At 54.5% G+C, this 21,260-nt stretch carries 21 protein-coding genes; 5 read left to right on the plus strand and 16 right to left on the minus strand.

Annotated features, from left to right (window positions below; translation table 11 throughout):
* Positions 1–45: 45 nt before the first annotated feature.
* On the minus strand, positions 46–1,287 hold the full coding sequence (locus tag ACSHSR_RS05595; protein ID WP_345844093.1) for a multifunctional CCA addition/repair protein: 1,242 nt from the start codon (positions 1,285–1,287) through the stop codon (positions 46–48).
* A gap of 167 nt (positions 1,288–1,454) precedes the next feature.
* Here ACSHSR_RS05595 and ACSHSR_RS05600 point away from each other — a divergent pair, with 167 nt between their 5' ends.
* On the plus strand, positions 1,455–3,110 hold the full coding sequence (locus tag ACSHSR_RS05600; protein WP_144220985.1) for an ExeA family protein: 1,656 nt from the start codon (positions 1,455–1,457) through the stop codon (positions 3,108–3,110).
* Positions 3,110–4,249 (plus strand): general secretion pathway protein GspB, encoded by a 1,140-nt coding sequence (locus tag ACSHSR_RS05605; RefSeq protein ID WP_479631331.1) that lies wholly within the window; start codon positions 3,110–3,112, stop codon positions 4,247–4,249. Before ACSHSR_RS05600 ends, ACSHSR_RS05605 begins: the two co-directional genes overlap by 1 nt.
* Before the next feature lie 66 nt (positions 4,250–4,315).
* On the opposite strand, the gene nhaD is transcribed toward ACSHSR_RS05605, so the two are convergent.
* The 4 genes from nhaD to ACSHSR_RS05625 all read right to left on the minus strand — a co-directional run bounded on the left by nhaD (position 4,316) and on the right by ACSHSR_RS05625 (position 10,152).
* Positions 4,316–5,566 carry a sodium:proton antiporter NhaD gene (gene nhaD, locus ACSHSR_RS05610; RefSeq protein WP_044734962.1) on the minus strand — a complete coding sequence of 417 codons (1,251 nt, stop codon included), beginning with the start codon at positions 5,564–5,566 and terminating at the stop codon, positions 4,316–4,318.
* Positions 5,567–6,042: 476 nt separating this feature from the next.
* Positions 6,043–7,326, minus strand: coding sequence for a glutamate-1-semialdehyde 2,1-aminomutase (gene hemL, locus ACSHSR_RS05615; protein WP_028779763.1), 1,284 nt, complete (start codon positions 7,324–7,326; stop codon positions 6,043–6,045).
* 29 nt (positions 7,327–7,355) lie between these two features.
* The gene (locus ACSHSR_RS05620) at positions 7,356–8,375 is read right to left on the minus strand and encodes an aspartate carbamoyltransferase (RefSeq protein ID WP_479631332.1); all 1,020 of its coding nucleotides are present in this window, start codon (positions 8,373–8,375) and stop codon (positions 7,356–7,358) included.
* A 124-nt stretch (positions 8,376–8,499) separates the two neighbouring features.
* On the minus strand, positions 8,500–10,152 hold the full coding sequence (locus tag ACSHSR_RS05625; protein WP_479631509.1) for a chloride channel protein: 1,653 nt from the start codon (positions 10,150–10,152) through the stop codon (positions 8,500–8,502).
* Positions 10,153–10,282: 130 nt separating this feature from the next.
* Here ACSHSR_RS05625 and ACSHSR_RS05630 point away from each other — a divergent pair, with 130 nt between their 5' ends.
* Both ACSHSR_RS05630 and erpA read left to right on the plus strand, forming a co-directional pair.
* A complete protein-coding gene (locus ACSHSR_RS05630) occupies positions 10,283–11,086 on the plus strand; it encodes a DUF6776 family protein (RefSeq protein ID WP_025010524.1) in 804 nt (267 codons plus the stop codon).
* Positions 11,079–11,429 carry an iron-sulfur cluster insertion protein ErpA gene (gene erpA, locus ACSHSR_RS05635; protein WP_025010525.1) on the plus strand — a complete coding sequence of 117 codons (351 nt, stop codon included), beginning with the start codon at positions 11,079–11,081 and terminating at the stop codon, positions 11,427–11,429. Before ACSHSR_RS05630 ends, erpA begins: the two co-directional genes overlap by 8 nt.
* Before the next feature lie 63 nt (positions 11,430–11,492).
* On the opposite strand, the gene ACSHSR_RS05640 is transcribed toward erpA, so the two are convergent.
* The 5 genes from ACSHSR_RS05640 to ACSHSR_RS05660 all read right to left on the minus strand — a co-directional run bounded on the left by ACSHSR_RS05640 (position 11,493) and on the right by ACSHSR_RS05660 (position 15,933).
* Positions 11,493–11,912, minus strand: a complete 420-nt coding sequence (locus ACSHSR_RS05640) for a hypothetical protein (protein WP_028779765.1) — start codon at positions 11,910–11,912, stop codon at positions 11,493–11,495.
* 28 nt (positions 11,913–11,940) lie between these two features.
* Positions 11,941–12,318 carry a DUF2750 domain-containing protein gene (locus tag ACSHSR_RS05645; protein WP_025010527.1) on the minus strand — a complete coding sequence of 126 codons (378 nt, stop codon included), beginning with the start codon at positions 12,316–12,318 and terminating at the stop codon, positions 11,941–11,943.
* A gap of 126 nt (positions 12,319–12,444) precedes the next feature.
* Complete coding sequence (gene aqpZ / locus ACSHSR_RS05650; RefSeq protein ID WP_028779766.1) at positions 12,445–13,143, minus strand: aquaporin Z; 699 nt, start codon at positions 13,141–13,143, stop codon at positions 12,445–12,447.
* 265 nt (positions 13,144–13,408) lie between these two features.
* Positions 13,409–14,518, minus strand: a complete 1,110-nt coding sequence (locus tag ACSHSR_RS05655) for an anhydro-N-acetylmuramic acid kinase (RefSeq protein ID WP_479631333.1) — start codon at positions 14,516–14,518, stop codon at positions 13,409–13,411.
* 14 nt (positions 14,519–14,532) lie between these two features.
* Positions 14,533–15,933, minus strand: coding sequence for a peptidoglycan DD-metalloendopeptidase family protein (locus ACSHSR_RS05660; RefSeq protein WP_025010530.1), 1,401 nt, complete (start codon positions 15,931–15,933; stop codon positions 14,533–14,535).
* 124 nt (positions 15,934–16,057) lie between these two features.
* Between ACSHSR_RS05660 and tyrS the strand changes: the two genes are divergently transcribed.
* Positions 16,058–17,254, plus strand: coding sequence for a tyrosine--tRNA ligase (gene tyrS / locus ACSHSR_RS05665; protein WP_025010531.1), 1,197 nt, complete (start codon positions 16,058–16,060; stop codon positions 17,252–17,254).
* 100 nt (positions 17,255–17,354) lie between these two features.
* Here tyrS and ACSHSR_RS05670 read toward each other — a convergent pair whose 3' ends face one another.
* The 6 genes from ACSHSR_RS05670 to ACSHSR_RS05695 all read right to left on the minus strand — a co-directional run bounded on the left by ACSHSR_RS05670 (position 17,355) and on the right by ACSHSR_RS05695 (position 21,122).
* Complete coding sequence (locus ACSHSR_RS05670) at positions 17,355–17,786, minus strand: hypothetical protein (RefSeq protein WP_025010532.1); 432 nt, start codon at positions 17,784–17,786, stop codon at positions 17,355–17,357.
* A 90-nt stretch (positions 17,787–17,876) separates the two neighbouring features.
* Positions 17,877–18,350: a nuclear transport factor 2 family protein gene (locus tag ACSHSR_RS05675; protein ID WP_025010533.1), complete on the minus strand. Its 474-nt coding sequence runs from the start codon at positions 18,348–18,350 to the stop codon at positions 17,877–17,879.
* 2 nt (positions 18,351–18,352) lie between these two features.
* The gene (locus tag ACSHSR_RS05680; protein WP_479631334.1) at positions 18,353–18,976 is read right to left on the minus strand and encodes a trimeric intracellular cation channel family protein; all 624 of its coding nucleotides are present in this window, start codon (positions 18,974–18,976) and stop codon (positions 18,353–18,355) included.
* Positions 18,976–19,350, minus strand: coding sequence for a DUF2721 domain-containing protein (locus ACSHSR_RS05685; RefSeq protein ID WP_025010535.1), 375 nt, complete (start codon positions 19,348–19,350; stop codon positions 18,976–18,978). Before ACSHSR_RS05685 ends, ACSHSR_RS05680 begins: the two co-directional genes overlap by 1 nt.
* A gap of 70 nt (positions 19,351–19,420) precedes the next feature.
* Positions 19,421–20,410 carry a cobalamin biosynthesis protein CobD/CbiB gene (locus tag ACSHSR_RS05690; protein WP_044734956.1) on the minus strand — a complete coding sequence of 330 codons (990 nt, stop codon included), beginning with the start codon at positions 20,408–20,410 and terminating at the stop codon, positions 19,421–19,423.
* Between the two features lie 19 nt (positions 20,411–20,429).
* Positions 20,430–21,122, minus strand: a complete 693-nt coding sequence (locus ACSHSR_RS05695) for a 5'-methylthioadenosine/adenosylhomocysteine nucleosidase (protein WP_045283528.1) — start codon at positions 21,120–21,122, stop codon at positions 20,430–20,432.
* Positions 21,123–21,260: the final 138 nt, after the last annotated feature.

Here is a 21,260-nt window from a genome sequence, read left to right on the forward strand (position 1 = left end):
TCTTAACATAACTGAAAATATTGCCGTCAATATCTTGCCTTTCTATCAGGAAACGGCGGAATTCAGTAACAGTTGCTTTTCTTGACGTACGGCGGCAATCCGCTGCCGACTGAGCTCGTCTCTGATGGCTGGCCCCTTGTGTCCCGCTGCCACTATGGGTTTGACATCTATGGCTGAGGCGACAGCAAATAACTGCCTCAATGCTTGCGCCTGCGGGTAGTGGGCTTGTTCAAGCCCGCTGCGGCCTCTGGCATCGGCCTCGCAGGCCAGCGCCAGTTGCTCCAGACGCTCGGGCTTGCGCCAGAAATCGGCTTTGTCGAAGATTTTCACTATGGTTTCCGGCTTGAGCTCCGCCAGATTATGAATATTTTGATGCTGATCGCTGACCAGCAACGCCAGATCCCGATACTCGGAAGGCACTCGCAGCCGCTCGCACAGGTTTCGAATAGGTTCAAGTCCCTTCTGGCCGTGGCCATGGTGCTTGGGCAGCATGTCGGCCGGGGTCAGTGCCTTACCGAGATCGTGCACCAGCGCGGCAAAGCGCACGGCTTTGTCGCGGGTTAATAGTGCGGCTTGCTCCAGTACCATCAAGGTGTGAAGGCCGGTATCAATTTCCGGATGCCACTTGGCTGGTTGCGGCACACCAAACAGGGCATCGATTTCCGGCATCAGTGCTTGTAAGGCGTTAACCTGGCGCAGTACTTCAAAAAACACCTGGGGCTGCTCGCAGCCGAGCACCTTATCCAGCTCCTGCCATACCCGCTCAGGCGTCAGTGCGCCAAGCTCGGGGCCGGCGGCAATTTCCTGCATCAGAGCCATGGTTTCCGGCGCTATACTGAAGCCCTGAGGGGCAAAGCGGGCGGCAAAACGGGCCACCCTGAGTACCCGCAGCGGGTCTTCAACGAAAGCGGGGGAGACATGCCTCAGCACCCGGGCCTCGATATCCTTTTGGCCGTTGTAGGGGTCGTGCAGCTCGCCATCCTCACTTTGGGCTATGGCGTTAATGGTCAAGTCCCGCCGCAGCAGATCCTCTTCCAGAGTGACATCGGGCGCCGCATAGCAGGAGAAACCGCCGTAACCCAGGCCTGTCTTGCGCTCGGTTCTGGCTAGGGCGTACTCCTCCTGGGTTTTGGGGTGCAGAAACACAGGAAAATCCTTGCCCACCTGCCGGTATCCCAGTGACGCCATCTGCTCCGGGGTTGCGCCAACCACCAGATGATCCCTGTCCTTGACGGGTAAGCCCAATAGTTTGTCACGCACTGCGCCACCGACCAGATAAATCTGCACGCTTGTGGATTCCTTATAATCGACTGCTTTGGTAATGGCCTCAGGATAACATGAGACCCAGCCGTGGGGGACTTTCCCGTGCATCACATAAATGGCGGCCGGGGTTTTACAATTTATGGCCTTGCCTTAAACTGGGCTGTCTCTATCAAAGAAGGATGGCAGTGCCTATGTACAAGGCCTTTTATGGACTGAACGATAACCCGTTTTCTATCGCGCCCAATCCCAGTTATCTGTTTCTCAGTGACAGGCACAGGGAGGCGTTGGCGCATTTGACCTATGGCCTGGGGGAGACGGGGGGCTTTGTGCTGCTGACAGGTGAAGTCGGTACCGGGAAAACCACTGTTTCCCGCTGCCTGCTGCGGCAACTGCCGGAAAATACCGATACTGCCTTTATCCTCAATCCATCTCTGACCGAGCTTGAACTGCTGGCTACCCTCTGTGATGAGTTGAAAATTCCCTATGGTGAGGCGCCCACCCTCAAACAGCTGACCGATCATATCAGTGGTTTTCTGTTGGCCAACCACCAGGCCGGGCGCAACACTGTGCTGATCATCGATGAGGCCCAGCATCTGCGGGCCGAAGTGCTTGAGCAACTGCGCCTGCTTACCAACCTGGAGACAGATACCCGTAAACTGCTGCAGGTGATCCTCATAGGTCAGCCCGAGCTGCAGCAACTGCTCAAGCGCCAGGAACTGCGGCAGTTGGCGCAGCGAATCACTGCCCGTTACCATCTGTTGCCGCTCACCGAAGAGGAGGTGGGCTTCTATGTGCAGCACAGGTTGCAGGTGGCCGGGCGCAGCGAGCCCTTGTTCAACCGCGGCGCGATTCGGGCCTTGCATAAATTCAGTGGTGGTATTCCAAGGCTTATCAACCTCTTGTGTGAGCGGGCCTTGATGGCGGGTTATGGTCAGTCTCGAACCCCTATCGATGCCAAAATGGTGGCCACTGCCGCCGAAGAGGTGCTGGGAGAGAAAATCAAACAGCGTAATTATTGGTTGCCGGCTTCTGCTGCCGCCATGCTGCTTTTGGCATTTGCCGGTGGTTACTATTTCCTGGCACAGCCGGAACAGGCTGTCGCCCAAGATCAGTCCGGACGCCAACTTCATTCAGTGACAGATGCCAAGCAGACTCAGGTTGCAGGCAATCAAGCTGCTGTTAACCATCTTTCTGTCAATCAAGCTGCTGCGGACAAGCCCGCAGTCAATCGGGCGCAGCGGATCTTGACGCAGGCCATAGATCAGAGCCGCAATATAGATACCGCCTTTGCGGCCCTGTTTGCCCTTTGGGACAAGGTGCCATATTCAGGCATCAGTGCCTGTCAGGCCGCCGAACAGCAGGGGCTTGCCTGCTATCAGCAGCAGGGCAATCTCAACTCCTTACTGCGGCTCAACTATCCGGCTGTGGTCTATCTGGAGGATGAACAACAGCAGCCTTTCTATGGCACTCTGGTGACCAAAGATGGTGAGCAGTTGTTGCTGCAACTCAATGAACAACAACTCTGGGTCAGCGTCGATTGGTTCAACCGTCATTTCAGCGGTACTTTTGAAATCATCTGGGATGCCCCCAAGGATCCGCTCAAGGCGATAGGCCCAAGTGCCGGTTTGGCCCAGGTGCAGTGGCTGGAAAATACCCTGGCGCAGGTGGATGAACGCCCGGCCAGGCTGATGAGTTATTTCGACAGCGAGCTGGAGCAGTCACTGCAACAGTTTCAGCGGCGCCACGGCTTGAAACCGGACGGCATTGCCGGCAGCCAGACTCTGGTTCAGCTTAATCTGTACTTGAGTCATCAAGGCCCCAGATTGCACGCAGGAGGAGCGAGCTGATGTCTATCCTTCTCGATGCCGTGACCCGGGCCAAGCAACAGGAAATGGGTGAACAACTGGATCCTGTGTTGACCCCCAGGGCGCAATATCGCCGACAATCTTCAGCAAGTAGCTATCTCAAGCCGCTGGCCGTCTTGGTGGCGGCCGTGCTGGCAGGTGGCGCCTTGGCTTGGGGCTGGCACTCGCTTGATACCAATAAAAAGCCGCTGGCTCCCGAGACATCTTCAGTTGGGGGGCAAGCCTCGCAGCAGCAAGCCAGGCAACAAGATGAGTCTCAAGGATATAAGCAACCGACTCAAGCCGCCGAGGTGACTGAACAAGGTGCAACGGAAGTACGTTTGGCCGGTAAGGTGGCCTTGCCTATGGCCCAGCCGATACCTCAGACTCAGGCTGTTCAATCTCGGACAATCCAGTCGCAAAATACGCGGCCTCAAAATGCTCAAAATGCTCAGGCTGCGAATAGGGCGGCCATAAACCAAAGCTTAATGAACCAGAGCGGCGAAGCTGAAATTGCAGCCCGCCAGAGTCCGGCTTCGGTTAATGCACAGTCGACAGGCAGTGATTTATTGGCCGCCAGTGTGGCCGAAGCGGCTAAAGAGCTGCAGTTTGCGCAACTCCAGGCTGATGGCTCAGCAACTGTAAATCAGCCGCAGGAGATGCCGCTGACTGAAGATGAGCCGATTATCCTGGGAGCCAACCCCAATCGCCGCGGACTTGAGGTGCTCGAGTCTCTCAAGCGCCAGGTTAATGAAGCGGCCGAGGATGTGGGGCTATCCAGTGCCGAGAGTCGCCGCCAGGATGAGTTAGTGGCTCAGTTTCAGGCGGCGCTTGCCGATGTGGAGCACCGGCACTCGGCGGAAAAACCCGTATCGCCTCCCGAATTGGATCCCATTCCCAACGCAGAGGAAGAGGTGCCTCCCTACGGCGGCTTGCCGGCCGGGCTGCAATTGCAGGTACCTGAGTTTGAGATCAGTGCTCACGTATACGCCTCAGAGCCTTCCAAGCGTTGGCTGAATGTGGAGGGTGCCGAACTGCAGGAGGGTGACAGCATCAAGGGTCAACTGAAGATCGTTGAGATACGTCCAAGGGATGTGGTGCTGGAAATTCAAGGGCAGAAGTTCCGGGTGCCAGCCATCTAAGCCGACCCAAAACGGCTGGAACCAAGCATAAAAAAGCGCCATTAAGGCGCTTTTTTATCTTAGAGCTCAAGCTCCGTAGAAGTAGTTCCCCAGCAGCAGTGTCAGGGCGTAGCCTACAGAGTAGGACAGCAACAGCGCCGGAACATACTTGAGGTAAGAGACAAAGGTCAGCTCTTTGACCTTGCTCATGGCGATGATCCCGGCCGCCGAACCTATCACCAGCAGAGAGCCACCCACACCTACTGCATAGGTCAGGCCCAGCCACTCAGGCGTGGTCAGTTCAGGTGCGGCTTTCAAAAGCGCCGCGGTCAGTGGCACGTTATCCAATATGGCCGATCCCATACCAGTGACAAAGTTGGAAATGTTGGGGTCGTGACGGGCGTAGACCTGGGCCAGAAGATCCAGCGTGCCTATCTCTTTGAGCATACCCACCAACAAGAGGATCCCGAGGAAGAACAGCAGGGTGTCGTATTCCACTTGGCGGATATATTCGAGGATCTGCAGTTCTTCTTTGTCGTTGCGGGCGGTGTGGCCCACCAGGAACATGATTGATAACCCGGTGAGGAAGGTTAGCACGGGGGGAATGGCAAACAGAATGTTCAGTGCCATGGTCATCAATATGGTGGTGAAGAAGATGATGGCGATAAGCACATCCACTGTCTCGTAACTTTGACGAATAGGTGTGGTGGACACCTCGCCCTTGGCATTGAGGGAGAAGAGTATTGCCAACAACATCACGCTGAACGCCGCCGGCAGCACCAACATCAACAGCTCTGACATATGCACATGGCCGCCGAGGAAGATCATCAGGGTAGTGACGTCACCCGTTATCAGAGAAACCCCCCCTGAGTTGACGGCAAAGATAATCAATACCGCCATCCGGCGACGCATCTGTTTGTCGAGCTTGAAGGTGGTCAGCAGCCCAAGAGAGACCAAGGTGGCGGTGACGTTGTCACAGATGGCCGACAATACCAGAGAAAACAGCGCAACCTGCAGCATCAGCATCCGGGTGCTGACCCGCTGCGGAAACAGCTTCTGCACTATTATCTGGATCATGCCCTTGGCGTTGAGATAGGCCACAAAGGTCATGGTCGACATCAAAAACAGCCAGAGCGTCGCGATTTCCAGCAGGTTTTCATTGAGTTGATGCTCTACCAGCTTTTCATGGCCGGGGTCGCCGGCAGACATGAACAGAGCTATCCAAGAGATACAACCGAAAAACAGAGTCGTTTTGGCTTTGTTGAGGTGAGTCACCTCTTCAAAAATGATACTCAGCAGTGCCAACACCGCCAGTATGATAAGAAAGGTATAGAGCATAAATGCAATTCCAACTGCTGATTTTATGTTCGTCTGCCCTGGGGGAAGTGGGCAGTTTTTGTGTCGGCCATCAAGGTTCAATTAATCGAGCTGTGATAGCGCGTGCGGATCAGACCACACTGACATGGATAACGCAACTGTTAACTGGAACACATTTTCTTAGACTTTGTGATAAGTGTCGGGTGCGCTTGGGCTCTGGCCAGTGATTAAGTCTTTTTTGTATGTAGATGTTAGTGTTTTTTGCTGCCAAGGTAGATTTGACAGCGAAAGGTGACAGTCTACACTCGGGTCAATGGCAAGTTGGCTTGACAGCTATGGCTCAGCCTAAATGGGTTCGTGAACAAAGTGCCGAGTGGAAACTTTGTGGAAGGGGAACTGAGCAACCAGAGCTCGAGCTGGACGCCAGAGAAATCTACCCGGCGGGAGTGGGCACAAAAACGGGGCCGTATAGGCCCCGTTTTCAATCCATCTACGGATTACTTCATGCGTGCCAGAACACGATCGGCTGCATCCAGAGTCGCTTGCAGCTCTTGCTCGCCGTGAGCCATAGACAGGAAGCCTGCTTCAAAGGCGCTTGGTGCCAGGTAAATACCTTCGTCCAGCATACCGTGATAGAAGGCGCGGAACTGCTCCATGTTGCACTTGGTGACCTGCTCAAAGCCGGTGATCTTCTCTTCATCGGTAAAGAAGAAACCAAACATGCCGCCAACATAGTTGATGGCCATGGGGATACCATGCTTGTCGGCCGCGGCCTTGAAGCCTTCGGCGATACGCTTGGTCTTGGCTGCCAGTTCCTCATAGAGGCCAGGCTCTGACAGGGCTTCCAGTTGGGCCAGACCTGCGGTCATGGCGATAGGGTTACCTGAAAGTGTGCCGGCCTGGTACACAGGGCCAGTCGGGGCAATATACTGCATGACTTCTTTCTTGCCACCGAAGGCACCAACCGGCATACCGCCGCCGATCACCTTACCCAGAGTGGTCAGATCCGGTGTCACGCCATAGTGGCCTTGGGCACCGCTCTTGGAGACGCGGAAGCCTGTCATCACTTCGTCGATGATCAACAGGGCGCCGAACTGATCGCAAAGTTCACGCAGTCCTTCAAGGAAACCTGCAACCGGCGGGATACAGTTCATGTTGCCGGCAACTGGTTCGAGTATGATACAGGCGATATCCTGCGGATGCTGGCTGAACAGCTCTTTGACTGAGTCCAGATCGTTATAGACGGCGGTCAGGGTGTGCTTGGCGAAGTCAGCTGGGATCCCTGGAGAGCTGGGCTGACCCAGAGTCAGGGCGCCGGAACCGGCCTTAACCAACAGACAGTCGGCATGGCCGTGGTAGCAGCCTTCGAACTTGAGGATTTTGTCTCTGTTGGTGTAACCCCGAGCCAGGCGTATGGCGCTCATGGTGGCTTCTGTACCAGAGCTCACCATGCGTACCTGTTCTATGGAAGGCACCATCTCAATGACTTTTTCTGCCATCTGCACTTCCAGTTCGGTAGGGGCGCCGAAAGACAGACCGTTTTCCACCGCCTTGAGCACGGCTTCGCGGATCTTGGGATGGTTGTGACCCAGGATCATAGGCCCCCAGGAACCGACATAGTCGATATAAGCTTTGCCATCGGCATCATAGATATAGGCACCGTCGGCCTTTTCGATGAAACGGGGAGAACCGCCTACACCATTGAAGGCACGTACTGGCGAGTTCACACCGCCGGGGATGGTTTTCTTGGCCTGTTCAAACAGGTCTTCAGAACGGGTCATGTTTAATCCTTAAAGTCAGTGGCCGCTCTCTAGCGATCGGCCTTGCGTGAATACCAGTTAACCGGACACTCATATTTTTCCAACTGATTGTCCACCCCGAGTGTCAGGGCAAACAGTGCCATACGGATCAACAAGCCATTGTCGGCCTGACGGAATATTGCCAGGTTGGGATGGTTGTTGAGATCATTGTCCAGCTCATTGGCCTGCAGCCTGGAGTCCCGAGGCAATGGATGCATGATCACTGTATTGGACTTACAATTTTTGGTGTATATGGCGCTGTTCAAACGGAACTTGCCACGATACTTATCGGCTTCCTCCTGTGAGGGGAAGCGCTCTTCCTGAATGCGCGTCAGATAGAGTATATCGGCTTGATCTAAATTGCCTTCCAGTTGTTCGGTTATTGTGATCTTGTGCCCGGCATTTTCAATGTCGGCGATCACATAGTCGGGCATTGCCAGCTCGGCGGGGGAGATCAGGGTGAAGCTGATGTTCTTGTACATGCACAGAAGGCGCGACAGCGAGTGCACTGTGCGGCCATATTTGAGATCGCCTACCATAGCGATATGCATGCCATCTATGCCTAAGCCTTTGCTGTGCAGTTCTTTCTGTATGGTGAACAGATCCAGCAGCGCCTGGGTTGGATGTTCGTTGGCACCGTCGCCGCCGTTAATCACAGGCACCCGGCTGCCTTCGGCAAATTCGCGTACCGAGTAGGACTCGGGGTGGCGCATAGCAATCACATCTGAGTAGCTGGACAACACCCTGGCGGTATCGTAGAGAGACTCCCCCTTGGACAGCGACGAGGAGGCCATGCCGACCGTTTCAGCGACCCGGCCGCCAAGCAGGTTGAAGGCGCAGCCGAAGCTGACTCGGGTGCGGGTGCTGGGTTCAAAAAACAGATTGCCGAGAATAGCACCTTCCAGCACCTTGGTGCGCTTTTCGCGCAGGGCATAAGGGGTCATCTTTTGGGCTACTGTGAAAATGGTTTGAATGGCGTCCAGATCTAACTGGTTTACAGAGAGGATATGTGATCCCTGAAAATGGTTCATCAGCCTTGGTTTCCAATGCAGTTGGGTGTTGACACTGAGGTCTGGACCCATGGGTTATGTAGGGTTTGGCTGAGGCGCAACTATAACAGAAGGCGGCGGTCATGAAAATGACTGATGGCTGAAATTACACTTCTCCGGCACGGATTTCCTGCTGCAGGTTAGACCAACTGATCACTCCAACGATATTCTCCGGGTTATCCTGATAGATATAGACTTCACCGGCACGTTTCGGCGCCAGAATTTCGTACACCTCGTTGAGGGTGGCCGAGTCGGGTAGCCCCTGGATCCTGTGCTGGGTCAGGCTGGTGTCAGTGTCAAACGAAGGCATCTGCAGATCCAGCATGGCAATCTGCCCTTCGGCATCTCTGACAAGCACGGGCCTGCCCTGGGCGCGTTTCATCACCTCCAGCAACAGCTCGTCATTGTTGTTGACTATCACTATGCGCCTGTCCATCAGGGCGCGTACCCCGAGTTTCTGCAATCCCAGGTTAACCGGGGCCACCTTGTAACCCAGGCCCATGATGTCCAACTGACGAAAGAATATGGATTTGGCATTCAGCCCCTGATAGGCGATGAGGTAGGCGGGCACGGCCACTATCATTCCGGGCAGTATGATGGAGGCATCGTTGGTCATCTCCAGTAGTGCCACCAGGGCGGCGAGCGGTGCACTGAGGCAAACTCCCATCATGGCGGTCATGCCGATGACGGTATAGAGCCCTGCATAGGGGGCCACCGAGGGAAACAGCAACGCGGTCGCCTGAGCCAGAATGGCGCCGCCCAAGGCGCCTATGCCGTAGAGTGGACCTATGATGCCACCCGGGATCCCAAGGCCGATGGCGGCAATGGTAGCAACAATCTTGGCCAGCAATACCGCCAGCAAAAACCAGATGGCCGGGTTGTCGCTGACCGCCAGTCCTATGGCCATTTCACCGCTGCCCAGAGCCTGAGGCAGCACCAGTCCTATCAGAGTGGTGATAACACCCGCCAACAACAGGCGGACAATCAAGGGCCAGTGTTGGCCGCGCTCGGTCACCTGAATAAGGCTGTGATTGAATAGAGCCGCGGCGACCCCCAGCACTATACCGCCGAGGGCCAGCAGCGGGTACTGATCCAGTGGAATATGGCTGACCTTAATGGCGTCAAACTCGTGGATATTACCGAACGCCACCTGGCTGGATACGGCGCCGCAGATGGCCGACAGCATGATGGGGAAGAAGTACTGCACCTTGTATTCCCTGAGCACCACTTCGAGGACAAACACCACGGCGGCCAGGGGCGCGTTGAAGGTGGCGGCTATCCCGGCGGCTATGCCACTGGCACACATGATGCGCACACTGTTGTCCGGCAGCTTGAATTTTTCCGCCAATACCGAGGCGGTGACCGCCCCCAGATGAATGGCCGGGCCTTCACGACCAACCGAGAAGTTACTCGCCAGCGCAAACAGCGCCTGAAAAAACTGCCCCGGTGCCGACTGCAGCGGGATCTTGCCATAATGCAGTTTCACCCTGTGCAGCACATAGGCTATACCCATCCGCTTGTAGCGTTTGGAGCCAAACCTGGCTACCAGCCAGATCAAAAAAGCCCCAAAAAGTGGTAACAGGACTCGCCAGTCACCGATTGAGCCCGTAAAATCCCATTCCTGTGTTTGGGTAAAATGATTGGCCCATTGCAGCAGCAGGCGAAACAGTATGATGACAGCCGAGGCCATCAGCGCAAACAACAGGGCCAGCAGACACAGTTGAATACTGATCCTCGTTTGGGACAGCTTGTCTCTCATCTGGTGGCGCAGATACTTTCGCGCCTCAAGTTTGAACTTTCTGAATCTTGCCTGCACTGCTGCTTTCCGAAGCCTGATGTGAAATCTTAGTACCTAAGATGGAAATTTTTATATAAGGGGCTGTTAGTTAATGGCAAATTATCATCGCTGGCTCGATCGCCTGCAAGTGATGGAGCGAAATATTCGTCCATCCAGTCTGTATTTGTTGCTCTTGGTCATGGTGGCCTTTCTGACCGGACTGCTCAGCTATCACTTTTTTATCCCGCCAGGTGAAGTCCAGCTGCAACAAAATGACGGTAAAAAGAAACGCTTGCAGGGACAACTGCAGGAACAAGCACAGCTGCTGGCGAGCCGTAATCTGGAGCTGAGCCTGGCCAAGGAGGCCAATGAGGAGATGCAGCAGCTGTTCAACAAGCAGCATAAGAAACAGAAGGAGCTGGAACGTGAGCTGGCCTTCTACCGCAGTATCATGGCGCCGGAGCATAACGCCGAAGGTGTGGCTATCCATGGTTTGGAACTGATGCCGTTGGCGGGCCCAGGGCAATACCGTCTCAAGCTGATACTGACCCAGTTGCAAAAGCGCAAACAGGCGCTCAAGGGAAGAAGTGAGATACTTCTCATTGGCATGCAAGAGGGCAAGCAAGTCGAACTGAATTTAGCTAAACTGGTGGACACCAAGTTGGCATTTAACTTCAAGTACTTTCAGGTACTGGAAGCGGAATTTACCCTGCCTGAAGGGTTCGAGTTACAGCAGATGAAGGCCAAGGTCGTCGTGCCTGCCAGCCGCTGGAGCAAAGGCGCCGAAACCGAACAAAGTTTCAGCCTGCCGGAGTTGCTGGAGGGCGAAAAAGATCCCGGCATAATACTTGAACAAAACAGTCAGGTAACAGATAATCTGCCACAGCAAACAGATGTAAGAGGTAGTAATGACTGAACAAGCTGAATCAGCTATGCCCATCCAGTTTACCGATGCGGCGGCAACCAAGGTCAAGGCCTTGCTGGAAGAAGAACAGAACAGTGCGCTGAAGCTGCGGGTCTATGTCACGGGCGGCGGCTGCTCAGGTTTTCAGTATGGCTTCACCTTTGATGAAAAAGTGAATGAAGGCGATTTCACCGTGGAAAAACAAGGGGTACAGCTGGTCGTTGATCCCATGAGCCTGCAATATCTTGTCGGCGGTGAAGTAGATTACACCTCAGGGCTGGAAGGCTCGCGTTTCTTCGTCAAAAACCCCAACGCCACCACGACCTGTGGTTGTGGCGCCAGCTTCTCGGTATAACCGAGAGCGAAAGCAGCAAAAAGCCGTCCCATTGGACGGCTTTTTTTGTGGGCGCAAGGCCGGTTACTGCATCAGGTTGAAGTTCATCTTACGCTTGAAGAAGGCTTTGACCTTAGGAGTAAAGGCTATCCATACCTGCAGCATGCAAAAGCCTATCAGAAAGCCGAAAATGGCCCAGTCCGGAGCCTTGAGTTCCATTCCGGCGATATTGAGGGTATTGGGCCCTGTGGCCACACTGTCGCCCTGATCCAGAATATAGGGCAGGAAACTCACCAGCGCGAGCTGCGCCAAGGTATAGAAGCGCAGTGCCCATAAGCCTGCCTGATGGCGCGCCAATACCGCCAACACCATGATCAGCGTCAGCAGACAAAAGACGACACCCTGACCGGCAATCAGGCCACTGACCGAGGCGGCAATATAAAGCAGCATCAGTAACAGCAGGCGTTTGGGAATGGCGTAGCTTTCAGTGGCGGCTTGGCTCATCTTACGGCGCTCCTTGTGCTCTATTGACTCAGTGACGCGTCTTGGGCGCCAGTCGCTGCTCCAGCTCATGTGGTGGAATAACCACGCCGAGATCTTCCAGCATAGGGAAGACGGCAACATAGAGTTCGTCATCTTCCATACCTGGCACCCAGCGCTCCAGCCACTCGGCCAGGCCGATGGACAGCGGCCGACAATCCTGCCAATCATCCACGGCCCACAGGGACGCCGTCTCTTCACTGGGCCAAACCGGAATACAGTCTTCATCATCCGTGGTCAGCATCACGCAGCCGTCATTGTCCTGTAGTACCCATAGCTCTTTATGCTCTTTGACCTGCTCTACCAGAAAGTCGTAGCGGCCTTCCGGAGTCATACCGGCGAACTGGGCCTGGGTTTGTTTCTTGCTCATGGTGACATCTCATCTCGGTGGCCGCGGCACTGCGCCCGGCCAAAAATTGACGGCATGTTAACACCGCTTGCGGGCAAGAAAAAGCGCCCCGCAGGGCGCAATCGATTTTTTGACTATCCAGACTATTTACTCGGATGGATTCTCAAAGGCGCGGTAGATGAGTCCCGCAATGATTGCACCGGCAATAGGCGCAACCCAAAACAGCCATAGCTGACTCAGGGCCCAATCACCGACAAACAGTGCCGGTCCTGTGCTGCGGGCCGGATTCACCGAGGTGTTGGACACAGGGATACTGATAAGGTGGATAAGTGTCAGCCCAAGGCCTATGGCGATGGGAGCAAAACCAGCTGGAGCTCGCTTGTCAGTGGCACCGAGAATGATCAGCAGAAAGAACAGTGTCATGACCAGTTCACAAACCAGCACGGCCGTCAGGCTGTAACCCCCGGGAGAGTGCTCGCCAAAGCCGTTAGAGGCAAAGCCGGCGCTCAGAGAGAATCCGTCCTGACCCGAGGCTATCACATAGAGAATGGCGGCGCCGACAATGGCCCCTGCCACCTGGGAGACGATATAAGGCAGTAGCTCGGCAGCAGGAAAGCGGCCGCCGGCCCAGAGTCCGAAAGAGACTGCCGGGTTGAGGTGGCAACCTGAAATGTGGCCAATGGCAAATGCCATGGTCAGCACGGTTAAACCAAAGGCGAGGGCAACCCCGACAAAGCCGATCCCCAGCTCAGGAAAGGCGGCTGCCAATACGGCGCTGCCGCAACCGCCAAGAACCAACCAGAGGGTGCCGAGAAATTCGGCGAGCATTTTTTGTGTCATCTTCATTGTTGCATCCTGTGCAGTGATGTGTTTCCCACAAATTCGCGGGTATTCAGGATAGCTCCCGAATACCTGCGCAGTATAGCCAGATGAACACTAGTTCAATGTGAGCTGAAGCGCCAATTTGTGTCAGAAAAATCAGCTGCTTGGAGGACGCGAAGGTTAAGGTTAACAGGCTGGAAAATTCGCTGTTGCTCAGGTTGGTTTGGGGTAAACAAGGCTGATGTTTAACGTCAAGGTGCTGTTGTTACAGCACCTTGTATCGAAAGGGTCAGGCAGCGGGGAAGCGGGCACCGAGTACGGCTTCGCGGCTGGCACCTGTTACCGCCGGCAGATTGGCCGGCAACCCCTGATGGTGGCGCAGCGCCAACCAGGCAAACGCTATGCCTTCCACCCATTTGGGATCGATACCCAGCACAGAGGTGGTGGCTATGCTATGGTTGGGCAACTGGGCACCGAGGCGTTTCATCAACGCGCCATTGAGTGCACCGCCGCCACAGACGTAGATTTCGCCATCCGGGCTCAACTTGGCTATGTCCCTGGCAATGCTATGGCAGGTGAGGTCCAGGAGTGTCGATTGAATATCCTCTTCCGGCAGATGGCTGAACAGTGCCAGTTGTTGATCCAACCAGGCGTTGTTGAACAGCTCTCTGCCCGTGCTCTTGGGGGAATCCAGCGAGAAATAGGGGTGTGATAACAGTTGTGCCAGAAATTCCGCCGAGCTGTTGCCGCTTTCGGCCCACTGACCGTCTTCATCGAACGGCAGTTGTCTTATCTGCTGGCTCCAGGCGTCTATCAGGGTGTTTCCCGGGCCGGTATCAAAGCCAAGGATCTCCCGGTTATCGGCGGGCAGGAAAGTGATGTTGGCTATGCCGCCAATATTGAGGATGATGCGGTTGGTGCCAGGGCTTGAAAATATCTGCTGGTGGAATGCCGGTACCAGCGGCGCGCCTTGGCCGCCGAGGGCGATATCCTTGCGGCGAAAGTCGGCGATAACATCTATGCCGGTTTCGGCGGCGATAGTGTTGGGATCGCCAATCTGCAAGGTAAAACCCACTTCCAGATTGGGCATATGCCGCACTGTCTGGCCATGACTGCCGATGGCACAGACCTGTTCCTTACTCACCCCTGTGTTGGCGAGCAGTTGCTTGACCGCGCTGGCAAACACCTTACCTACTGTGCGATCCAGCCGTCCCAAACGATTGATTTCATCAGTATCCGGTTGGCAGAGACGTTGCAAGCCCTTGAACAGATGGGTGGGTAACGGCTCTGTATGTTGGCCAAGCAGTTTGGGTTGGCCACTGCTGAAGTCCACCAACACGGCGTCAACGCCGTCCATGCTGGTGCCGGACATCAGCCCAATAAAGTATCCAGAATTCATCTATGCTGTCCCTGTTATTGCATCGCAACCTGAACTTGTTTGTTGCGCAGCAGAGTGGCCATCAATTGGCTACTGAGTTGTTGGAAGGCGACACGTTCGCTCTTGGCAATAGCTTCAGCCTTGGGGAGATCCACAGTGCGTGGATTTCTGTGTACACCGTTGACGATAAACTCATAGTGCAGATGTGCGCCTGTTACCCGACCTGTACGGCCTAGGGTACCTATGATCTGTCCCTGTTTGACGCTTTCACCCTGGTTAACCTTACGCTTGTTGAGGTGCAGGTATTTGGTGGTATAGGTTTCGTTGTGTTTGATAAACACATAGTTACCGTTGTATTGATTGTAGCCGGCCTTGACCACCCGGCCGCTACCGGCCGCTTTGATGGGAGTGCCTATGGCGGCAACATAATCTACCCCGCGATGGGCCTTCACCTGACCGGTAACAGGATGCAGACGGCGAGGGTTGAAGTTGGAACTCACATACTTGAAGTCAACCGGTGAGCGCAGGAACGCCTTGCGCATGCTACGGCCTTCCTCTGAATAGTAGTTACCGTCTTTGTATCTTACCGCAGTGTAACGCTCACCCTGGTTGATAAATTCGGCGGCCAATATATTGCCGTTACGCAGAAACTCGCCGTCGGCATATTCTTCTTCATACATGAGGGCAAAGCTGTCACCTTCGCGGATATCCAGGGCAAAGTCGACATCCCAGCCGAATATGGTGGCCAGTTGCATAATCTGCGCCGGTGTCAGTCCGGCTTCGACACCGGCATTCCAGAAGTTGCTCTTGATATTGGCGCGGGCGAATTTATCCCGGGTCTCAACGGTTTTTACCGCCAGTTCTTCTTCATAACTCTTGCCCTGTTTGCGGACTATCAGGGTGGATACGGCATCGAGGCGGTATCTCAGCTCCTGCAGCTCGCCATCGGCGTTTTTGCCTATGGCGACTTCGTCACCTGGCATTATCTTCAGCAGGTTTTTCTTTGCCAGTGGCAGTTGGGTAATGTCGTGAACTTCTCTGGCGGTAAGTGAGGCGCGGCTGAAGAGTGCCGCCAGGGTGTCGCCGCTTTTAATCTCGAAGTGTTCCAGCTCGGCAATGGCCGGACTGGTTTGTTCGGGAACCTCAAGCGCGGCTTCTGCCTGTTGATTGAGTTTCTCTGTCAGCGCCTCGGCGGCGGCTTCTGAATCCGGATGTTGCCCGCTTTCAACCACTTGCTGGGCTGTAGGTGAGGTGGGGGTACGAAAGGCCAGTGGCACTTGGTAACGTACCTGGGTTTGCGGACCGGCGCTGTTTTTCGATGCCTCGGCTTCGTCAGAAGGAAGCAACAGGGTTATCAAGGTAATGGTGGTTAAAATACTGAGCAGGATTTGATGCTTTCTGGGCAGCAGTCTGAAGAGAGTAATAAGCTTTGCCATCGACCCCGATACCAATTTATTAATTCTTGGGCATATTGCCTTAGTGTACACACTTTCATTTAGGCTGGCTAACAAGTAACATAAGTCTCTTTGAATTTGAAGAGCCTTGGGAGTTGTTGGCGAGATGGCTGATTTAGCACAAATAATGGCGGAAATTAAACGTGGTACCGACGAGATTTTGCTCGAAGCGGATCTGCTGGAAAAGCTGAAAGAAGGTCGACCACTGAAAATCAAGTTGGGTGCTGACCCGACTGCGCCGGACATTCACCTTGGCCATACCGTAATTCTCAACAAACTCAGACTGTTCCAGGACCTGGGACACGAGGTTATCTTCCTCATCGGTGACTTTACCGGTATGGTCGGCGACCCGAGTGGCAAGAACAGTACTCGCCCGCCACTGACCCGTGAGCAGGTGCTGGCCAACGCCGAGACCTATAAGGAACAGGTGTTCAAGATTCTTGATCCTGCCAAGACCCGGATTGAGTTCAACTCCAGCTGGTTGGAAGATCTCGGCGCTGCCGGCATGATCCGTCTGGCCTCCCGTCAGACAGTGGCCCGCATGATGGAGCGCGACGACTTCAAGAAGCGTTATGCCTCGGGTCAATCGATTGCTATCCATGAATTTATGTACCCATTGCTGCAGGGGTATGACTCAGTGGCGCTGAATGCCGATGTCGAACTGGGCGGTACAGATCAGAAGTTCAACCTGCTGATGGGCCGTGAGTTGCAGAAAGCCGAGGGCATGAAGCCACAGGCGGTGATCATGATGCCACTGCTGGAAGGGCTGGACGGCGTGAAGAAGATGTCCAAGTCTGCCGGCAACTATATAGGTGTCAGCGAAGCTCCGGATGAGATGTTCGGTAAGATAATGTCTATCTCAGATGAGTTGATGTGGCGTTATTTGGAGCTGCTGTCTTTCCGTCCACTGACTGAAATCGAGCAGTTCAAGGCCGATGTCGAAGCCGGTGCCAACCCAAGGGATATCAAGATAGCCCTGGCGAAAGAGATTATCGGTCGCTTCCACAGTGAAGAAGCTGCCGAGGCTGCCCATCAAGCCTTTATCAATCGTTTCCAAAAGGGTGCCATGCCGGACGATATTCCCGAGCTGACTCTGGAAGCCGGTGAAGGACTGGCGATTGCCAATCTGTTGAAAGAGGCGGGTCTGGTTGGTTCAACCTCCGATGCCATGCGAATGATCAAACAAGGTGCGGTGAAGATGGATGGTGACAAGCTTGAAGACAGCAAGCTGGTACTGAACGCCGGCACATGCGCGGTATTCCAGGTCGGCAAGCGTAAGTTTGCCAAGGTAACACTGGCCTGAGCCCAAAGTACTTCAATTTAGTACTTCAATCTAAGCGCTTGTTTTAGCCCTTAAAATATCAAACCCGGCACTGCCGGGTTTTTTCTTGCCTGTATCAGGCTCAGTGTTTGTGAGGCGGGCTGCAGTTGTCGGTACCAAAGTAGACCTTGTTCTGGCAGCGCCAACTGAGCACGGCTTTTTCCACTGACCAGTCGCCGGCATTGTTATCGAGCGCCAGAATAAGCAGCATCTGAGGATGCCCTTCCTGGGTGCTGACATTGTAGGTCAGGGTCTTGCCGTGAGAGTGACTGATGCGAACGAACTTAAAGGCCGAGCCTGAGTATTGGCGGCTGATCCCTTCAGGATCTTGACTCCAGGGAGCCTGTTGATGTTGCGCCTGCAACAGCTTTTGATTGAAACGGTTTACAGGTTGTGCAGCGTAGGAAACCACCAGAGGTGGTTCAAACTTTTCTTCGGCATTGAATGCTGCCTGGGCCTGAGTCATCAAAGGGAAACACAGGGGCAGGGCAGCCAGTACGGATAAGCGACTCATCTTTACCTCTCGGATCAGAGTGAACCCTGATCTCGCTGTTGGCACTCAGAGGGTTGGACAGTAAAAAACAGGCCGGGTTCCCAGTAAGGATTATTGAGCCGAGAGTTGGTCCGCCATGGTCTGATAGTCCATCAGATCCATATGCTCTTTAACCCTGTGATTAAGGGTATCCAGCTTTAGCGTGGTCACTCCGGGAATGGCGATGTCTATGATTTTGCCCGGTTTGCCGAATTGCTCTCCCGGACCCTTGTAGTGATAGTTGCCTATCATCACCACCAGAGAGCCAGAGTTGAACATGTGCTCTATGTTGAATTGATACTCGAGCACGCCGCGGTGGGCCCGCTCCAGAAACTCTATGATATGCCTGCCACCCGTGTATTTGCGATCCGCGGTTTTGTCGTTGAAGACACTGTCGCGATTGTAAAAGGTTGCCAGCTCATCATAGTCGTGGGTGGTCAGGGCATGGATATAGCGCACGGCCATCTGCTGCTCCGGCGGCATATCGCCGCTGTTGGCCAGCAATGGTGAGCTTAACAATGCCAGGATCAACCCCAAATAACGCACAATCATTCTCTCTTGGTCTTCAAGTCAAACGCAGGTAACGACAGGTGCCAACGTATGGCGGCCAGACGAATTATCAAGGCTGTGATAAAAGCCAGCATCAGCGCCGCCTCGGCGTCGAGTTTCAACTGCAGGCTGCAGGTGTACACCAGACCGCCCAGAATAGATGTCGTGGCGTAGATTTCGGTACGCAGCACCATGGGGATCCGGCGGCAAAGCAGATCCCGAATAATGCCTCCTCCCACTCCGGTGATCAAGCCCATGACTACGGCTATCATACCGCCGTATTCCATTGTCAGAGCCTTCTGGGCGCCGATAACGGTAAAGAGTGCCAGGCCGACGGCATCGGCTATGGCAAGGCTAGATGGGGGCAAACGCCAGGGCCGGCGTACCAGAATCAAGGTCAATACCACGGTCAGCAGTATCACGTAGAGATAGTTGTGGTCATGAAGCCAGAATACCGGAGCGCCCAGAATCGTGTCTCTGAGGGTGCCGCCGCCGATGGCGGTGACCGCTGCCAGCACCAAAACACCGAATGGATCCATCCTGTGCCGGCCGGCAGCCAGAGCGCCGGAAAGGGCGAATACGGCGGTACCAAACAGATCCAGGCTATAGACCCACAGTGTCATTAGCTCATCTCTTTGAGATGAATGTTGAGGGCATCAACCGAGATACGGATTTCAATCACCGACAGGATCAAGGAATACAGCAGCAACAGCAAACTGGCGCCGAAAATTACCGAGCCTGTGGTATTGAAGCCAAGATAGATAAAAATCATACACAGCACGCACAGGGCGAAGCTGGTGACACCGGCCTCCTGCATGCGGCGGATGATAACGATGCGGCGGCGCAGGTTTTTCAGCTGTTCGGCCGCAACGGGTTTATCACCGCCACTCAGGGTGCGGATCAAGGCGGCCAGCGAGAAAAATCTGTTGGTATAGGCCAGCAGTAGCAGGGAAATAGCCGGAAACAGCAGTGCCGGGGTCGTCAAAGAGATATGCATATTGTCCAGCACGGCGGTTTTCTCAGTGGCAAGCGGGGAATGAAGGCATTATAAGGAGAAAATGAATAATTTAAAGCGTTTGTGAATAACGTAACAAAACCCAAATCAGAGGTAACAATACGACGAAAGCAAACCAGATGGCGAAGGTGCGAAATGTCAGTGAAATCGCCTTGGGAATGGTCTTGTGATCCGGCACTGGGCCCGGGCCCACTTTCTCCACCTGAACCTTGATGCCGGAATACTTTTGTGGTCCGCCAAGCTCTGTCATCAATACATACGCCGCCATGGTTGCCACCTGGAAGTTAAAGCCGATGGGAAAGCGGCTGTGAGGTGTTTGCCAAAGCAGCTTCAGTGCCTGGGGGCCGCCCTGAATCGCCAGGGTAAAACGCCACAGCTGCGCCGGGATATACAGCAGCACCTGATTGACCAGAAACACGGGCCGACCGAAGAAACGGTATTGTGGATCCAGACACCACCAGCTTTGCTCCAGCTGTTTTAACATTCTCACCAACAGCACCATGGGCGCGCCGGCGAGGCAGAAGAAAAACACCACAGTAACAGTGCCGTGAATGGGAGTGGTCACCAGCTTTTCTATGGTAGCCTTGGCGATGCCAGCCTCGGATAGTTCGGCAGTGTCGCGGGCGACCCAGGGGGAGAGCAACTCTCTGGCGGCCGGTTTGTCTCCCCGCCTGAGGGCCTGGTATATCTCTTCGGCTTCCTGAATGAAACAGGCATCGTTGAGACATAGATAGAGGATCAAAAACTCAAAGAACCAGGGGAATGCCGCCAGTTCCAGCAGGAAGGTGATGATTAACCAAAATGGCAGCACCAGCAGCAAAATGGCCAGAGAGCCGGCAATCAGCTGCTGCCTTTCGTCTCTGTCGCCCCGTTTGACCTTGGCGGCCAGTGACTTGGCCAGGTGGCTCAACCAGGCCAGAGGTTGAAAAGCCTGGGGCAGCGGCGCCAATCGCGCCAGCAACAAGGCAAAAAACAGCACCAGAAACCCCTGAATAAGGGGCCCGTCTAAGGCCAGCAACTGCTCGTAGAAGGGCAGGCTCATGGGCTCCGGTGCTCCTTAACTAAAGGTGATGCAGCATGCCTATGACCATGAGGGCCGAGTGATGCCCCGCCTTGACCAGATAGGCATCAAAGTCGACCGGAGAGTCGTTGTTGGCATTATCGGACAGAGAGCGGATCACCACAAAGGGCACGCCGAACTGATGACACACCTGAGCAATGGCGGCGCCTTCCATTTCACAGGCGGCCATGGTGGGGAAATGCTTTAGCATGACGGCGGTGCGCTCGGGATCGCAAATAAAGCTGTCACCTGTGCAGATAAGGCCTTCAATGGCTTTGACCTCTCCCAAACCTGCGATAGCCTGTTTGGCCGCCAGCATCAGCTTGTGATCAGGAATAAAGGCTGCCGGTTGCTGCGCCATCTGGCCCATCTCATAGCCAAAGGCGGTGACATCGACATCGTGGTAACGGACTTCATCGGAAATCACTATGTCACCTATCTGCAGCGCATCGACAAATCCACCGGCCGAGCCGGTATTGATGACCGCATCCGGGGCGAACTTTTCAATCAACAGACTGGTCGCTATGCTGGCGGCAACCTTGCCTATGCCGGAGCGGGTAACTATGACTTCTTTGCCAACCAGAGTGCCGCTGACAAATTCAATGCCGGCAACCTTGCTGTGCTGTGGGTTTTCCAAAGAGGCAATCAGGTGAGCAACTTCCGGCTCCATGGCGCCGATAATACCGATTTTCATGGCTTAACCTTCTTTAAATGTCTTGAGTGAGCCTGAGGGCGGCTTAATATAGCACAAGCCAAGGATGGTGCGAATAAGTCAGCCGGTGACAGCCTGGTCGCTGAAGTCAGGTTGCGTGCAATAAACGGCTTTGGCTGC

Source organism: Shewanella sp. VK101 (assembly GCF_056497865.1).

What these genes read in the sequence shown, in the direction of transcription:
- ACSHSR_RS05630 (WP_025010524.1), top strand. Translation starts at nt 10,283, where the DNA reads ATGGCAAATTATCATCGCTGGCTCGATCGCCTGCAAGTGATGGAGCGA.
- ACSHSR_RS05695 (WP_045283528.1), bottom strand. Translation starts at nt 21,122, where the DNA reads ATGAAAATCGGTATTATCGGCGCCATGGAGCCGGAAGTTGCTCACCTG.
- ACSHSR_RS05600 (WP_144220985.1), top strand. Translation starts at nt 1,455, where the DNA reads ATGTACAAGGCCTTTTATGGACTGAACGATAACCCGTTTTCTATCGCG.
- ACSHSR_RS05625 (WP_479631509.1), bottom strand. Translation starts at nt 10,152, where the DNA reads ATGAGAGACAAGCTGTCCCAAACGAGGATCAGTATTCAACTGTGTCTG.
- ACSHSR_RS05620 (WP_479631332.1), bottom strand. Translation starts at nt 8,375, where the DNA reads ATGAACCATTTTCAGGGATCACATATCCTCTCTGTAAACCAGTTAGAT.
- ACSHSR_RS05655 (WP_479631333.1), bottom strand. Translation starts at nt 14,518, where the DNA reads ATGAATTCTGGATACTTTATTGGGCTGATGTCCGGCACCAGCATGGAC.
- ACSHSR_RS05605 (WP_479631331.1), top strand. Translation starts at nt 3,110, where the DNA reads ATGTCTATCCTTCTCGATGCCGTGACCCGGGCCAAGCAACAGGAAATG.
- ACSHSR_RS05690 (WP_044734956.1), bottom strand. Translation starts at nt 20,410, where the DNA reads ATGAGCCTGCCCTTCTACGAGCAGTTGCTGGCCTTAGACGGGCCCCTT.
- ACSHSR_RS05645 (WP_025010527.1), bottom strand. Translation starts at nt 12,318, where the DNA reads ATGAGCAAGAAACAAACCCAGGCCCAGTTCGCCGGTATGACTCCGGAA.
- aqpZ (WP_028779766.1), bottom strand. Translation starts at nt 13,143, where the DNA reads ATGAAGATGACACAAAAAATGCTCGCCGAATTTCTCGGCACCCTCTGG.
- ACSHSR_RS05660 (WP_025010530.1), bottom strand. Translation starts at nt 15,933, where the DNA reads ATGGCAAAGCTTATTACTCTCTTCAGACTGCTGCCCAGAAAGCATCAA.
- hemL (WP_028779763.1), bottom strand. Translation starts at nt 7,326, where the DNA reads ATGACCCGTTCTGAAGACCTGTTTGAACAGGCCAAGAAAACCATCCCC.
- ACSHSR_RS05640 (WP_028779765.1), bottom strand. Translation starts at nt 11,912, where the DNA reads ATGAGCCAAGCCGCCACTGAAAGCTACGCCATTCCCAAACGCCTGCTG.
- ACSHSR_RS05680 (WP_479631334.1), bottom strand. Translation starts at nt 18,976, where the DNA reads ATGACACTGTGGGTCTATAGCCTGGATCTGTTTGGTACCGCCGTATTC.
- nhaD (WP_044734962.1), bottom strand. Translation starts at nt 5,566, where the DNA reads ATGCTCTATACCTTTCTTATCATACTGGCGGTGTTGGCACTGCTGAGT.
- tyrS (WP_025010531.1), top strand. Translation starts at nt 16,058, where the DNA reads ATGGCTGATTTAGCACAAATAATGGCGGAAATTAAACGTGGTACCGAC.
- erpA (WP_025010525.1), top strand. Translation starts at nt 11,079, where the DNA reads ATGACTGAACAAGCTGAATCAGCTATGCCCATCCAGTTTACCGATGCG.
- ACSHSR_RS05685 (WP_025010535.1), bottom strand. Translation starts at nt 19,350, where the DNA reads ATGCATATCTCTTTGACGACCCCGGCACTGCTGTTTCCGGCTATTTCC.
- ACSHSR_RS05670 (WP_025010532.1), bottom strand. Translation starts at nt 17,786, where the DNA reads ATGAGTCGCTTATCCGTACTGGCTGCCCTGCCCCTGTGTTTCCCTTTG.